The organism is Winogradskyella sp. SM1960, assembly GCF_020179375.1.
GTDB lineage: Bacteria > Bacteroidota > Bacteroidia > Flavobacteriales > Flavobacteriaceae > Winogradskyella > Winogradskyella marina.
In genome coordinates, this window is sequence record NZ_JAICBG010000005.1 from 159,102 (window position 1) to 174,628 (window position 15,527).

At 32.6% G+C, this 15,527-nt stretch carries 13 protein-coding genes; 5 read left to right on the forward strand and 8 right to left on the reverse strand.

What is annotated here, in order from left to right:
• A complete protein-coding gene (locus K1X16_RS13085; protein WP_225036725.1) occupies window positions 1-1,608 on the forward strand; it encodes a S41 family peptidase in 1,608 nt (535 codons plus the stop codon).
• Here the strand turns inward: K1X16_RS13085 and K1X16_RS13090 are convergent.
• From K1X16_RS13090 to K1X16_RS13100, 3 genes are read right to left on the reverse strand one after another with little or no spacing between them, the layout of a single operon-like run.
• A complete protein-coding gene (locus K1X16_RS13090; RefSeq protein ID WP_225036726.1) occupies window positions 1,598-2,209 on the reverse strand; it encodes an FAD-dependent oxidoreductase in 612 nt (203 codons plus the stop codon). The genes K1X16_RS13085 and K1X16_RS13090 overlap by 11 nt on opposite strands.
• A complete protein-coding gene (locus K1X16_RS13095) occupies window positions 2,209-2,409 on the reverse strand; it encodes a hypothetical protein (protein ID WP_195871092.1) in 201 nt (66 codons plus the stop codon). The genes K1X16_RS13090 and K1X16_RS13095 overlap by 1 nt, the downstream gene beginning before the upstream one ends.
• 10 nt (window positions 2,410-2,419) lie before the next feature.
• Entirely contained in the window at window positions 2,420-3,001 is a 582-nt protein-coding gene (locus K1X16_RS13100; RefSeq protein ID WP_195871093.1) for a MarC family protein, read from the reverse strand.
• Window positions 3,002-3,262: 261 nt separating this feature from the next.
• Between K1X16_RS13100 and K1X16_RS13105 the strand changes: the two genes are divergently transcribed.
• Window positions 3,263-3,829, forward strand: a complete 567-nt coding sequence (locus tag K1X16_RS13105; protein WP_195871094.1) for a DUF3109 family protein — start codon at window positions 3,263-3,265, stop codon at window positions 3,827-3,829.
• 19 nt (window positions 3,830-3,848) lie between these two features.
• Here K1X16_RS13105 and K1X16_RS13110 read toward each other — a convergent pair whose 3' ends face one another.
• Entirely contained in the window at window positions 3,849-5,780 is a 1,932-nt protein-coding gene (locus K1X16_RS13110; RefSeq protein WP_195871095.1) for a tetratricopeptide repeat protein, read from the reverse strand.
• Window positions 5,781-5,783: 3 nt separating this feature from the next.
• A complete protein-coding gene (locus tag K1X16_RS13115) occupies window positions 5,784-6,518 on the reverse strand; it encodes a LytR/AlgR family response regulator transcription factor (protein ID WP_195871096.1) in 735 nt (244 codons plus the stop codon).
• A gap of 808 nt (window positions 6,519-7,326) precedes the next feature.
• Between K1X16_RS13115 and K1X16_RS13120 the strand changes: the two genes are divergently transcribed.
• Both K1X16_RS13120 and K1X16_RS13125 read left to right on the forward strand, forming a co-directional pair.
• Window positions 7,327-8,601 (forward strand): ribonucleotide-diphosphate reductase subunit beta, encoded by a 1,275-nt coding sequence (locus tag K1X16_RS13120; RefSeq protein WP_195871097.1) that lies wholly within the window; start codon window positions 7,327-7,329, stop codon window positions 8,599-8,601.
• A gap of 3 nt (window positions 8,602-8,604) precedes the next feature.
• Entirely contained in the window at window positions 8,605-10,401 is a 1,797-nt protein-coding gene (locus K1X16_RS13125; protein WP_195871098.1) for a ribonucleoside-diphosphate reductase subunit alpha, read from the forward strand.
• Between the two features lie 100 nt (window positions 10,402-10,501).
• Here K1X16_RS13125 and K1X16_RS13130 read toward each other — a convergent pair whose 3' ends face one another.
• The 3 genes from K1X16_RS13130 to K1X16_RS13140 all read right to left on the reverse strand — a co-directional run bounded on the left by K1X16_RS13130 (window position 10,502) and on the right by K1X16_RS13140 (window position 14,748).
• Window positions 10,502-11,218: a DUF6503 family protein gene (locus tag K1X16_RS13130; RefSeq protein ID WP_195871100.1), complete on the reverse strand. Its 717-nt coding sequence runs from the start codon at window positions 11,216-11,218 to the stop codon at window positions 10,502-10,504.
• 109 nt (window positions 11,219-11,327) lie between these two features.
• The gene (locus tag K1X16_RS13135; RefSeq protein WP_195871101.1) at window positions 11,328-12,179 is read right to left on the reverse strand and encodes a flagellar motor protein MotB; all 852 of its coding nucleotides are present in this window, start codon (window positions 12,177-12,179) and stop codon (window positions 11,328-11,330) included.
• A 265-nt stretch (window positions 12,180-12,444) separates the two neighbouring features.
• Complete coding sequence (locus K1X16_RS13140) at window positions 12,445-14,748, reverse strand: inorganic phosphate transporter (protein WP_195871102.1); 2,304 nt, start codon at window positions 14,746-14,748, stop codon at window positions 12,445-12,447.
• 391 nt (window positions 14,749-15,139) lie between these two features.
• On the opposite strand from K1X16_RS13140, the gene K1X16_RS13145 reads away from it, so the two are divergent.
• Complete coding sequence (locus K1X16_RS13145) at window positions 15,140-15,496, forward strand: toxin-antitoxin system YwqK family antitoxin (protein WP_225036727.1); 357 nt, start codon at window positions 15,140-15,142, stop codon at window positions 15,494-15,496.
• Window positions 15,497-15,527: the final 31 nt, after the last annotated feature.

The following is a 15,527-nucleotide window of genomic DNA, read 5'->3' on the forward strand; positions in this document are numbered from 1 at the left end:
ATGGCAACAAAAAATAAATACATACCACTTATTGTTGGTGTTGCAGTTGCAGCAGGTGTTATTATAGGTGGAAAATTAAGTTTTTCAGATACATCAGATAATCTCTTCAGTACAAATAGTAAAAAAAACAAACTTAATCGGTTAATAGACTATATAGATTACGAGTATGTAGAAGATGTAAATACAGACAGTATTGTAGACGTTACTGTCAATGGTATTTTACACAATTTAGATCCACACTCTACGTATATACCCAAGGAAGATTTAGAGCGAATCACTGAAAATATGAAAGGTGATTTTGTTGGTGTTGGTATTAATTTTTATCCGTATAAAGATAGTATTGCAGTAATTAGACCAACCGAAAATGGTCCAAGCGAACGTGCAGGTATTATGAGTGGTGATCGTATTCTTTTAGCAGATGGCGACACACTTTACGGTCCAAATATATCTAGTGATTTTATTAGTGAAAAACTTAAAGGAGATAAAAACACGTCTGTAAAACTAACGGTTTTTAGAAAAGGTGAAGATGAATTATTAGAGTTCGATGTTAAACGTAAAGCCATTCCTATTAAGAGTATAGAGGCTGCATATATGCTTACAGATGATTTGGGCTATATGAAAATGAATCGTTTTGCAGAATCTACTTTTAACGAGTTTAAGTTAGCACTTAGTGAGTTAAAGGAATTAGGAGCTACTAAATTAGCATTAGATTTGAGAGATAATCCTGGTGGATTTTTAGGAATAGCGGAACAAATTGCAGATGAATTTTTAGAAGATGGTAAGCTTATTCTGTTCACTAAAGATAAAAGAGGAAAGGAAGAGCGCGTCTATGCCACAAAAAGAGGAGAATTTGAAGATGGAGAACTTTATATTCTTATCAATGAAAATTCAGCATCGGCAAGTGAGGTAATCGCAGGTGCACTTCAGGATAATGATAAAAGTATTATTGTAGGTCGACGCTCCTATGGTAAAGGCTTAGTACAACGCGAAATGGCATTAGGTGATGGAAGTGCTGTACGTTTAACCGTATCTAGATATTACACTCCAACAGGGCGTTCTATTCAAAAACCATATACTAATGGTGATAGCGAAAGTTATTTCAATGATTATTACAAACGCTTAAGAACAGGGGAATTAGCACACGAAGAAAGTATAGAAGTAGATGATTCTTTAAAGTTTACCACACCAAAAGGAAAAGTAGTGTATGGAGGTGGAGGAATCATTCCAGATATATTTGTGCCTGTAGACCGATTATTTGATAATGAAACCATCAATTATTTAAGACGACGAGGGCATTTTGGATATTTCGTGTTTGAAGAATTAGATAAGGATCGCACCATATATCGTGGTGTTTCTAAGTACGATTTTATTAATAATTTTGAAGTTAGTGATGATATTGTTATGAATTTTCAAGATTATGTCAATCAAAGAGAACGTACCAATATTTCTTTTGTAGCCTATAATGCTGAAATCAGACGACTGATAAAAGCAACATTAGCGCGTCAACTATTTGATGATAATGCGTTTGAAGAAATCATTAACAAAGAAGACATTATGGTGCAAGAAGTTATTCTACTAAGCACTGAGTATCCTAACTTTAAACAGTAACTTTATCGTGGATTTTGGTCTGATTTCCGTCATTCCAAAGGGTTAAAATATCGGTTGCTACATGCGATCCGCTACCACATGCCATAGCAAATTGACTACGCCAACCTGCTAAAGTACCAGCGACATAAAGGTTGTCTTCAATGAGGTGATCCGTGTTTTTTAACCAAATTCTATCCTTCTTTATCGCAGCTCTTGGATGAGGTTCAATGTAAGTTTCTAAACCTGTTATAGTCATAAAACTTGTGTATCCAACTGCTATAACAACGATTTTAGAATTGTATTCGTTTTTATTGGTTGTTATTTTAAAGCCACCTTCTTCTTTTTGAATGGCACTTACTTTTTCATTTTCTATTTGTGCAATATGAGGATAAAGCTCTGCCAATTGATCTATTCCACTGTTTAGAATATCAGAACCTAAAGTACCAGGTTGTAGTCCCAATACATTATTAAATAATGCGTCTTGAAGATGTGATGTTTTTTGGTGTGCAATAATGCCAATAGATTTGTTTTCTGCAAACCGCTTGTTTTTGGCCGAACCTAAAACTAAAGCGCAAGATAAACCTGCGGCACCACCTCCAATAATTAAAGCATCAAAAGACATTAGCGCCGATTATTTAATTTTTCAATTTTTTTAGAAATTCTAAATACTTGTAATAAAACAATTGCGCAAAGTGCAGCCAAAATAGTTATTAAAGCTGTTTGACTTTCTCCTTCAAAGAGGGCATCAAAATTTAGTTTTGTCGCATTAAAAATAATTAATGCTACTGCAATAATGGATAAGATGAGTGTAATTACTTTCATGTTAACGAATTTAAACCAATAACGCTTTTATGTTGTGAGCAAATAACTTTACGGCTATGGCTAACAAAATTACGCCAAATATTTTTCTTATAATGTTAATTCCATTAGATCCTAAAACACGCTCAATTTTTGCAGATGTTTTTAGGACAATATATATAACTATGACGTTGCTAATTACAGCGACGATAATATTTTCGATGGCAAATTCTGCACGTAAGGATAATAGCGTTGTTAAGGTTCCTGGTCCTGCCATAAGGGGAAATGCCAATGGAAAAACAGATGCTGTAACAGAACTATTTTCATCATCTTTATAAAGCGTAATGCCTAAAACCATTTCTAGAGCAATAAAAAAGATAACAAATGCACCAGCAACAGCAAATGAATTAACGTCGATACCAATGAGGCTTAATAAACTTTTTCCGACAAATAGGAAAATTACCATGATCACACCAGCGATTATAGACGCTTTTCCACTTTGTATATGACCAACTTTTTTACGTAGATCTATAATAATTGGAATGTTTCCAATGATATCAATGACCGCAAAAAGGACCATGAACGCTGTAAATATTTCTTTTAAATTAAGATGCATTTTTATAGGGTTTTAAAATCTATTATAAGTTATACAAATTTAGGTCTTAAGTAATTGTTCTTCAATTATATAAAATCAAAATTTGATTGTTTTTTTTGAAATTTTTTGCAAAGGTGCGATATTATAACAGATTTGCAATAGTAAATGTGAATAAGTTTTAAAATAGGTATTTCTAAAGGGAACTACAACTTAAGTCTGTAAAGTTTAGTTGCACTTGAAACTTAAACTGTTATTTTTGCGACGTATTAGAACTAATTATATATGTTTCAACTCGGAAAAACTATAGTTTCAGAAGACATCATTGAAAAAGATTTTGTCTGTAACCTCTCAGCTTGTAAAGGAGCGTGTTGTATCGATGGAGATGCAGGTGCTCCGTTAGATAAAGAGGAGGTAAAAATTTTAGAAGATATTTACCCAAAAGTGAAACCTTTTTTGCGAAAAGAAGGCATAGAGGCTATTGAGGCACAAGGTACGTCTATAGCGACAGATTTTGGGGATTTAGAAACACCATTAATTAACGGAGCAGATTGTGCTTATGTCATTTTTGATGATAAGAAAACAGCACTTTGTGGTATCGAAGAAGCTTATAATCAAGGTGAAATTTCATGGAAAAAACCAGTGTCTTGCCATTTATATCCTGTAAGAGTAAAGGAATACTCTGAGTTTTCGGGAGTGAATTACGAGAAATGGGATATTTGTGATGATGCTTGTTCTTTGGGTAAGGAATTACAAGTGCCAATTTACAAATTTGTAAAGGAGGCGCTTATTAGAAAATTTGGTGAAGATTGGTATGCTGAATTAGAAAAAGTAGCAGAAAATTACAAGTAATAACCCTTTCTAATCGTTTTTAATGAATAGGTATTTGTAAAATTATCTTGGTGCCAGAGGGACTTTCATTGTCATATAAATCTTCAATTTCTAAAGAATAGGAGTTTTTAAATTGTTCTGAAAAGTTAGCCAAACGTGCTTTGGTTATATCTATCCCAACAGAGTTACGATCTAGCCGTTTTCTGTCATTTATTTTTTTAGAAGCAAGTCTACCAATTCCGTTATCTATAATTTCTACAGTTATATGTTTTGATGAGTTTTTGCTCACATTTAAGTCTATTTTTTTGTTATTCGCTTTAGATGATAAACCATGCCATAACGAATTTTCTAAAAATGGTTGAAGTACAAGCGATGGAATTTTAGTGACTTCGGTATTTATTAATGGATCTACCTTAATTTTAAAATCTATTTCGTTTGAAAACCTTATGTTTTCAATATTTATATATAATTTCATGGTTTCAAGCTCATCATGAAGCGATGTCTCCTTTTCTTTTGAAGCCATTAATATTTTCCGGATTAATTTTGAAAACTTATTTAGGTAATATACCGCATTGGTTTTGTCATTATTAATAATATATAACTTAATGGAATTTAACGAGTTAAAAATAAAATGAGGATTCATTTGGCTTCTCAACATATCTTGCTCTAAGGTTAAAATATGTTTATCTCGTTTTAATGCTTTTGTTCTGTGTATAATATAAAGGGCGATGCCAATACCGCATAGTAGGAATGATGTATAAAGTAAGATTTGTTTATTTCGTTCTAAACGTAAGCGTTGGGCTTCGTTTTCTATAGCTAAAGCTTTTATTTGGTTGGTTTTGTTTTCGTTTTCATAGGCTATTACAATATCATTTACATACTGTAGGTTTTGCTCGGTTAAGATGGTGTTTTCAATTTCAACAGCATCTTGATAATACTTTAAAGCATCTTTAAAATTCTCTTTTGTTTGACTAATCTTAGACAACAACTTGCTGGTTTCGGCAATAGTTGATTTTAAATTATAAGAATTGGCTATGTTAAGTGCTTTTTTTAGGTGTTTCTCAGCATCTTCAATTTGATTGGTTTCAGTTTGTAATTGCCCTAGGTTGAGATATGAAGCAGAAATATAATACTGATCATCAAGGTTTAGAGATTTTTCTAAAGCTTCTAAAATAATAGGTTTTGCATCTTTGTAATTATATTGTTTTAGATATACGCGTCCTATGCTGTTATAGCAAATAACGCGACCTATCTCTGAATCAATACTATTATTGTAGTCTAATGAGAGGTTGTAATTTGAGAGGGCAATATCTAAGTTGCCTTTTGCTTCTTCAGCATAACCTATATTATGATAGTTAATAGCAAGACCCAGTTTGTTGTCTGCCTGTTTTTCAATTTTAAGCGATTTGTTAAATTGTAAAAGTGCTAAATCATATTGTTTTAAGGCGAGGTAAATATTTCCAATACTGTTTTGAGAGATGGCAATACTGTGGGTTATCGACGTCGTTTTATCAATAACAGAATAAGCAATCTTCAAAGCTTCTGTATGATAGTCTAATGCTAGTTTAACAACGTCCATGCGCCTGTATACCACACCAATCATATTGAGGCTTATAATTTTAAGCTCGTCACTTTTTGCCTTTTCTGCATAAGTGTCCGCTTCTTGGTGAAGTTCTAAGGCCTCGTCGTACTGAGAGCGGTCTCTTTGTATAACACCTAAAGCATTAAGTGCAAAGCTAGATCCTTCATGCCAAGAAATTTCCTTGGACATGTTGAGCAAACGTGTCATTCTTGTACTATCGCGTTCAAATGGTTTGAGAACAGAATCTAGTATACGGAGTTGTGAAGGTGTATTTTCTTTTACATACTCTAAGGTGTGTTCAAAATTTGTAGGTTGCGCATAACCAAGAAAAACGATAAAGAAAAAGAGAATACAGAGACGTATAGGTTTGTCTGCACAAAAATATCTCATAGACTATAGTTTTTCTAGAAAATCTGACTTTCGCTGTCTCGCTACCGGAATTTTATGATCACTGTCCATAATAACATAACCTTCGTTTTTGATAAATGCTTTTATTTTATTTAGGTTAATAATGTAGGAGTTATGAATCCGAAAGAAATAGTGCTCTGGTAAAATGGCATCAACTTCTTTTAATTTTTTGGTCATAACTATTTTTTTTTCGTTTTGTAAGTATAGTGTACTGTAATTGCCGTCAGATTCTATATAAATGATTTCATCAATATCTAAAAAGAGTAATTTTCCATCTGTGTTAATGGTGATCTTTTTTTTGTCGAATTGCGAATTAAAGTTAATGAGCATGCGCTCTAATTTTGATGAGTTAAATGTGCGTTCATTGTGTTTCTTAATTTTAGAAATACAGTTTCTTAAATCATCTGAGTCTATAGGTTTTAATAAATAGTCTGTAGCTTCAAATTTTAAAGCTTTAATGGCATATTCGTCATAGGCTGTGGTGATTACAACAGCAAAATCAATGCTGCGCAGTTGTTCTAAAAACTGAAACCCTCCAATAGTTGGCATTTGCACGTCTAGAAATAAACAGTCTGGTGTGTGCGAATTTAAATAGGTTAATGCGTCATCAGGATTAGTAAACGACTCCATCACTTCAATCTCGTCACTAAAATTACTGATTTCCCAAATTAAACTTTGGATAGCTTTAGGTTCATCATCTACAATTACGGCTTTTAACATGCTTTAAAATTATTGAATATAAATATAGGAATATATTGATTGCTAAGAATGTAAAAATGTGTGTATTGCATGGTTTTGTGTATAGAATGCAAAAATTAGTATGACCGTTTATACACTTTTTTTTACCATTCATACAAAACAATGTAAAAAAGTGGATTAATATGGTGATATTTGAATAATTAAAAGAGCCAGAAATTAGGGCAAATTAGGGGTTTGCTTTTTGGCTTTTATGCTATTAATGATTTATAATTAGGATCTAAAAATTCTAATCTTTCATTACTGTGTTAATTTATAATAAATGATTTTATAATTATTTATTATTAGTTTTAGTTAGTTATTAGGGAAAAAAGAGCGTTATGTAAACGCTCTTTTTTGTTGCTTTATACTAATGAGATTTAGAGACCTTAATTACCAATAAACTCGGTTGCTAGCCTTAGATTTAACACGATTAAACTTACAAATTTTTTCGTGTTAAAATTACAGTAAAACACTGAAAATCAATGAAGTGGCGTGTCTTCGGGCGATTGTCTTTTTTTTTTGACTCGAAACTAATTTGTTAAGAACTTGTTGACAATGTTTATAAAATTACCTTTCTTTTTTAATGACAATTGTCAATCTTTGTTGAGTGTAAAATAAAATGGATTTTTCTAGTCTTTAGATTTCAAAAAGCTGAAGAAAATTTTATTTTTTTTAAAATTCGCCCCTTTATTATAAAGGAAAAACATAGAACGTTTTACGGATTCATTAATACTTTTTAGAGTGGTTTATAATCACTCTAATGACTAAATAGGCTTTAAATTAAAGAGATATGGAGATTACTCAAATTATTAAAAGAGATTATGAAACAAGTCCGTTTGTTTTAAATAAAATTTCTAATGCGATTGAAAAAGCAATGCTTTCTGTTGGAAATGGCTCTAAAGAAGATGCCAACACAATTTCTGTAGATGTGTTGCAGACTTTACTTGATAGAAAAGGAAAAGATCATAACTATTTACCTACTGTAGAAGAAGTACAGGATTTAGTTGAGGAAAAATTAATGCAAAGTGCTTTTCATGATGTAGCAAAAGCCTACATATTATATAGAGACGAACAAGCACGACTTAGAAAAACAAATATTTTTGAGAAGCGTATTAATTTAAAACCTTATGAGTATCCAGAACTTAATGAATATGTAGATGCGATAAGACACTCGTATTGGATTCATTCAGAATTTAACTTTACAAGTGATATTCAGGATTTTAAGACAAGATTGACCATTGTAGAGCAAAATGCGATTAAAAACACAATGCTTGCAATTTCACAGATTGAAGTTGCTGTGAAATCATTTTGGGGAGACATTTACCATAAAATGCCAAAACCAGAAATTGGGTCTGTTGGAGCCACATTTGCAGAAAGTGAAGTGCGCCACCAAGATGCATACTCTCACTTATTAGAGATTTTAGGTCTTAATAACGAGTTTAAAAACTTAAAGAAAAAGCCTGTAATAATGAGACGTGTTCATTATTTAGAAACAGCTTTGAAAAACGCAAAAAGTGAAGATAATAAAGAGTATGCAGAGTCTATTTTACTGTTTTCTCTTTTTATAGAACACGTGTCGCTTTTCTCTCAGTTTTTAATCATTATGGCTTTCAATAAGCATAAAAATATGCTAAAAGGTGTGTCTAATGTGGTTGAAGCAACCTCTAAAGAAGAGCAAATTCATGGTGATTTTGGAATTGATGTCATTAGAATTATTAAAAAAGAAAATCCAACATGGTTTGATGACGAGCATAGTACTTTAGTTAAAGAATTATGTAAAGAAGCTTTTATTTCAGAAAGTAAACTTATTGACTGGATTTTTGAAGCCGGAGAATTAGACTTCTTACCAAAAGATGTGATAAATGAATTTATAAAGAACAGATTTAATAATTCATTAGAGAGTATTGGTATTGAAAAAGTATTTGATATCAACGAAGAATTAGTAGCACAAACCGAATGGTTTGATGACGAAATTATTGGAACAAAGCACGGAGATTTCTTCGTAAAGCGTTCTATCAACTATAGCAAAAGAACAAAAAGTATAACCAGCGACGACCTATTTTAAACTATGAGCAACCACACTAACACAGATCTTGAGAACAAATTGAACACAGAAGCAACAAAGACGTCTCAACACGACGACTTAATCAAAGCGAGAAAAGAAGCTATTAAAGAAGCTAAGGCTGAACCAGAAATAAAATGGTTAACAGAGCATAGTCGTCAGTTTTTAGCCTCTGGTTACCTTACAGGAGATACTACTCCTGAGGAAAGAATTAGAGAAATTGCTAATAACGCAGAAAGAATTTTAGGCATTGAGGGTTATGCAGATAAGTTCTATGGCTATATGGCCGAAGGCTATTACTCATTAGCGTCTCCAGTGTGGTCTAACTTTGGAAAAAGACGTGGCTTACCGATTAGTTGTTTTGGTTCGCACATTTCTGATGATATGGGAGATATCCTTTATACACAATCGGAAGTTGGTATGATGTCTAAATTAGGTGGAGGAACGTCTGGTTATTTTGGTAAATTACGTCATAGAGGTGCGCCTGTAAAAAATAATGGTGAATCTTCTGGAGCTGTACACATTATGCAATTGTTTGAGAAAATGGTTGATGTAGTAAGTCAAGGTTCTGTAAGAAGAGGTCGTTTTTCGCCATATTTACCAATAGATCATGCTGATATTCACGAGTTTTTAGAAATCGGTACGGAAGGTAATCCAATTCAAGAATTAACGCATGGTGTTACTGTAGGTAACGAGTGGATGCAAGAAATGATCGATGGTGATGCTGATAAAAGAGCCATTTGGGCAAAAGTGTTACAACGTAGAGGAGAAATAGGGTATCCTTATATCTTCTTTAGAGATAATGCTAACCATAATGCTCCAGATGTATATAGAGATAATAAGCACGAAATTTACGCGAGTAATTTGTGTTCAGAAATTATGTTACCAACTAACGACAAGTGGTCGTTTGTATGTGTATTGTCATCTATAAACTTATTACATTATGATAAGTGGAAAGATACAGATGCGGTTGAAACTATGGTTTATTTCTTAGATGCCGTTTTGGAAGAATTCATTACTAAATTAGAAGTGTACAGAGATTCTGAAGATAGAGATAATAGGCAAACCTTCATGTTTATGGAAAAAGCTTATAATTTCGCTAAAGAAAATAGAGCTTTAGGTTTAGGTGCTCTAGGATGGCACTCATTATTACAATCTAAAATGGTAGGTTTTGATAGTAAAGAAGCATTTGACTTAAACAGTGAAATCTTTAAAACTATAAAAGATAAGTCGGTTAAGGCGTCTGAAGAATTAGCTAAATTATTTGGTGAGCCAGAAGTATTAAAAGGCTACGGAAGACGTAATACAACCTTAAATGCTGTTGCGCCAACAACCTCTTCGGCATTTATTTTAGGACAAGTATCTCAAGGTATTGAGCCAATTTGGTCTAACAGTTATGTAAAAGATATTGCCAAAATTAAAACGACAATTAAGAACCCTTATTTAGTTGCGCTTTTAGAAGAAAAAGGCATGAACACTAATGAGGTATGGAGAAGTATTAGAGATTACGATGGATCTGTTCAGCATTTAGAAGGACTTACAGAGCATGAAAAAGAGGTGTTTAAAACCTATTCTGAAATTGACCAAATGTCTATTATCTATCAGGCCGCAAACAGACAAAACCATATAGATCAAGCACAGTCGTTAAACATTATGGTACATCCAGATATGCCAGTTAAAGATATTAATAAGCTTTATGTTACGGCTTGGCAATTGGGTGTAAAATCATTGTACTACCAACACAGTATGAATGCTGCACAGAAGTTTAAGCAAAAGAAAGAATGTACAAGTTGTGAAGGGTAAATAAAATTCCTGCGAAAGCAGGAATCTTATAAAATTAAAAAATAAAAAAGCATCTCATTTCTGAGATGCTTTTTTATTTAAATATAGATTAAGAGGCTTATTATTCAACCAAAGTATCAGTCCCTAAATATTTATCTGCTTTATTGTAATACCAAGCTCTTACTTTAGGCATTTTAATACCATTTACGTTAGCTTCTTCTGAAAGCAATATGTATTCACCTGAATCTGGTTTTTCTTTACCATGCTCATCTGTTTTAAAGAACTGATAGATTTCCATAGCAAAGGTTTCAGGATTAAAATAGAAATACCATACATCGCTTCCTACTGCTTCGTCATAGGTGACTTTTAAAACTAAGTATTCCTTTCCTTTAAAGGTTTTTCGTTCAACAGTATCACTAAGATTAGTGCCTGGATCTTTCAATTTCATAGGTAAACCATATAAATACGAATAGTAGTTTTTATATAGTGTGGCTCTATCGCAAGTCATGTTTTTTTCTTTAGCAGAAATGCTGTCTAAAACTTGCCCGTTATAACGCATTTTACACTGTCCTTTATCTAAAGTGTAAGTTGTGGTAACAGTGTCTTTAGTAGCTGTAACACTAAAGTATTCTGCAGGTAAATTAATAGAGATGACACTGGTGCGTTTGGGGGATTTGGGTGTTGTCATTACTACGGTAAACGTATTATTAAACTGACTCCAATTGTTGTTTGGATCATGGTAATCTATCGCGTTTTTTAAGACCTCTTGTGAGGTTATATCTTGACTATAACCCGAAATAGATATAACGAGTGCCATCAGCATTAAAATAAACTTCATATTAAATATTTTTCTACAAAGTACAATTTAACAAATAAAAAAAAGCATCCAATGCCGAATTGTTCGGGAGGATGCTTTTTTAAATGTACCCATAAATAGGTTAATGGAATTATTTTTCCTCCATAAGAGCAAAGAACTTATCAATGTTTGGCATTAAAATAATACGTGTTCTACGGTTTTTAGCACGATTATCTCTAGAATCGTTTTCAACTAAAGGTTGGTAGCTACTACGTCCAGATGCAATTAATTGTTCTGGTGCCACATTAAATTGTTTTTGTAATTTTCTCACTACAGAGGTTGCACGTAATACACTTAAATCCCAGTTATCTGCAATTTTATCTGTGTTAATACTTCTAGAATCTGTATGGCCTTCTACCATAACATCTAAGCTTGGCTCTGAGTTAATAACGTCAGCTAATTTCTTTAAGATTTTATCAGCTTTGTTCCCAACTCTGTAACTTGCTGTGTTAAATAACATATCATCATCTATAGAAATCATCACTACAGTTTCGTTGATGTCTACAACAATATCGTCGTCTTCATCTAGATCGCTAGTGTCCATAGCTTTGCTAAGGTTGTGCTGTATCGCTAAGTTCATAGAATCTTTTAACGTTTTTGCACCTGCTAATTTTTCTGGATCTACGTTTTGAAGCGTTGCGCGCATTTTTTCTTTACTTTCCCCAGAGGCTACTGTACCATCTTCAGAAACTTGAAATTTTGCTTTGTTATCAATTGTTAAGCCTTCAACATCTTCATTTAAAGATTGAATTTTAGCATTGTATTGGCTAACACGCGCTTCAATTGCTGCGAACTTATTTTCTAAATCTTCTTTTTCTACTCTTGTCTTCGTAAGCTCACTTACGGTTTCACCGTGTTGTTGCTCTAACGCAACGTATTTTTTCTTAGATACACATGAACTTAATACGACAGCGGTTACTAATAGGATTGAAATTTTCTTCATTTTATAATTTTTGGTTATTATAGTTTTAAAGTTATATATACGATTAAAGGTCGACTTTGGATGTTGAACGTCAAAATTATTTAACATTTTTGAGAATTTATTGCGATGTATTTGGCTTCGAATTATGATGACAAATACTTAAGGTTGTAGTCTAACTTATTAAAATTGATGACGTTGATTGGTTGTTCTTAGTTCGTTTTTCTACACAAAAAAAGCTTCAAATCGAATTTAGACTTGAAGCTTTTTTTATAATGTTTAAAAAGATTTACGACTCTTCTTCTGTCGTTTGGATCGTTGCAGGCTCTACTGAACTATCATGAGAGTTGTAATATTCTTCTAACAGATTCATCACTGCCGTTAGTAAATCTTTTGTTTCTAGTAATAAACTAAAATATAAAGTTGTGTTCTTTGGGCTAGACTCTTCAGTCCTCGTCCTTGAAACTTGTTTATTAATTTTATCGGTTACCAAATCAAATAATTCTTTCTTTTGCTCAATTATAGTTCCTATTTGTTCAAAAGAATGGGAATCGAAAGCTGCTTTTGTATTATTGAATAACTCTTCGAGCGTTTGATCAATTTCTTTTAATTCCTTAATCTGGCTAAATTTAAGCTTCTTATGATTGTTATGAATATGCTTATGACTTGTTTTAGAGATGTACTCTAAAGATTGTGTCATATCCTGTAAATAACCTAAAATATTAATGTAGAAACTACTAGCACGTAAGCTGGTTTCATCTAGATTTTTAATAAAATAGAAGATATTATCTCTTAGAATATCAACCTCGTTAGAGAGTTTATTGACTTGCTTTTTGTTCTTTTTAAGTAAAGACAGATCTTGTTTTGCTAAGCCTTCAATAGCATTAGTGTAAATTCTATTTCCACGTTTTACAACATTCGAAATGTTTCCTGCACTTTCTATAATTACACCTTGTACTGATCTGCTTCCTGTTTTTGTTAAGCTATCTTCAGCGATGGTTGCTTTAGATTTTCTGTTATGAACAATAGAGCTTCGTATTAATAAACCAATAGCTACAAGTAACAAAATTGGGAACATAACCTCTAAGTTAAGGTTCAATAAATAAGCAACTAATGCTGCCGCAGAAAAGGCACTAAAAGCTGTAAAAAACCATCCTCCAATAACGTTGATAACTCCAGCAACTCTATAAACAGCACTTTCTGCTCCCCAAGCTCTATCGGCTAAAGAGGTACCCATGGCTACCATAAACGTAACATACGTTGTAGATAATGGTAGTTTTTCAGACGTTGCAATTGAAATTAAGACTGCTGCAACCATTAAGTTTACGGCTGCTCTAACCATATCAAAAGCGGGTAAATCTTCAGTTTTAACATGCTTAGGAGCAGTTGGCTCTTCAAATTGCTTATCTATCTTTTGTTGCCAAGAGTCTGGTAAGATATAAGCAGACATTTGAGACATTGCCATAGCACTTCTTACAAAAGAACGTGATAAAAAATTAGGTTGAAATCGTTCTTCTGTTTCTCCTTGGCTAGAGAGATCGAGTGATGTTTTTACAACCGATTTAGCCTTACTAGAAAACCATAAGGTTAATACCATTATCATTCCTGCTGCAAATAATAACCAGTTGTTTGCTGGTACCTTTTCTGCAAGAACTCCCATTGGGAATTGATCTGCCGATAGTCCTGAAGCTACCCACAACTCAAAAGCGTTATAGGCTGCCATTGGGACACCAATAAAATTCACTAAATCATTTCCTGCAAAGGCTAATGCTAAAGCAAAGGTTCCTACGATAATTATTAATTTATAAATATTAATCTTAAAAAATAAAATTAAAACATAAGATAGTGCTGACCAGATTACCGAACTTGCAGCCAATATAGATAAGACATTGTTTTCTAAGAACTCCTTCATGGTTAATCCACCAAAAAGGTCATAGTTAGTACTTGCATAAGATGTCCCTTTTAAACCTTTTATAAAAATAAAATAGGTTAAAGCTGTTAATGCTATACCACCAAAAATGGCACCAACCCAAATCGCTTTTTCTTCAAAATTATATGAAAGTAAAAGCCTTGAAAACCATTGAACAATAGCACCTATAGTGAAAGCAACGACGACTGAGAGCAATATTCCTAAAATGATTTTAGTGGCCTCAGAGGTATTAATGTATTTTGTAATTTCAAAAAAACCACCACCATCATGACCAATTTTTATCAATGATATAGCGACTGATGCTCCTAATAACTCAAAAACGATTGAAACTGTAGTAGAAGTCGGTAATCCAATAGTATTAAAAAAGTCTAGGAGTAAAATATCTGTAATCATTACTGCCATGAAAATAATCATGATTTCATTAAACATAAACTCCCCAGGATTGAATATCCCTTTTCGGGCGACCTCCATCATTCCACTAGAAAAAATAGCTCCAATAGCAACACCGACACTTGCGATGATTACCACTGTTTTAAAGGAAATAGCCTTAGACCCAATAGCTGAGTTTAAGAAATTAACTGCATCATTACTTACACCTACAACCAAATCAGCAACGGCTAAAATGACTAAAGCAATGATCATTAATAAATAAATATTATCCATAAATTCTTAATTAAAAAGAAACGTGCAAATATCTTTATATGCTTTTAGGTGAATGTTACCTTAATGTTATTATTAAACTGAGGACGTTGCAGTAGGTAGAAAATGAGTTCAGACAATTTTTACGGTAATGCATTAAAATGTGTAAATGTATTAACGCTAAATGCACTAAAGTTTTAACACCATTAAAGCCTCCTTATTTAAACTGAAAATGAGTGGCTTAATTTTAAATGGTACGGACTGGTTTTTCTATGTTAACTATTTTGAAATATGTAAAGGGTTAGAAAACAGTTAAATATATTTCTAATGTTATCTAAATGTTATGTAAATGTTGTTTAAATGTAAATTATATGTTATATTCGTAAGGCAAATACAAATTAAAACCCAAATAGATATGAAAAAGATAGCAATGATATTAGTACTATTGTGTGTAGGGTTTACTTACGCTCAAGATAAAAATCAACCAAAATTAGAGAAGAAAGGTGATGTAACTATAGCGACCTATTATCATGATAACGGTGAAGTAGCACAAAAAGGTACTTTTAATGCCGATGGTAAATTACAAGGCGAATGGACGAGTTATGATTTTGAAGGAAATAAAACAGCTTCTGCAACGTATAACGCAGGAAAAAAAGTTGGTAAATGGTTCTTTTGGGAAGGTGATTCTTTAAAAGAAGTAGATTATAAAAACAATGCTATTGTAAGTGTTGTTGAGTGGTCTAATGATAGAGCGTTAGTTTCTAATAATTAGACTTATAAGTTTTAATAAAAAGAGGTCGTCC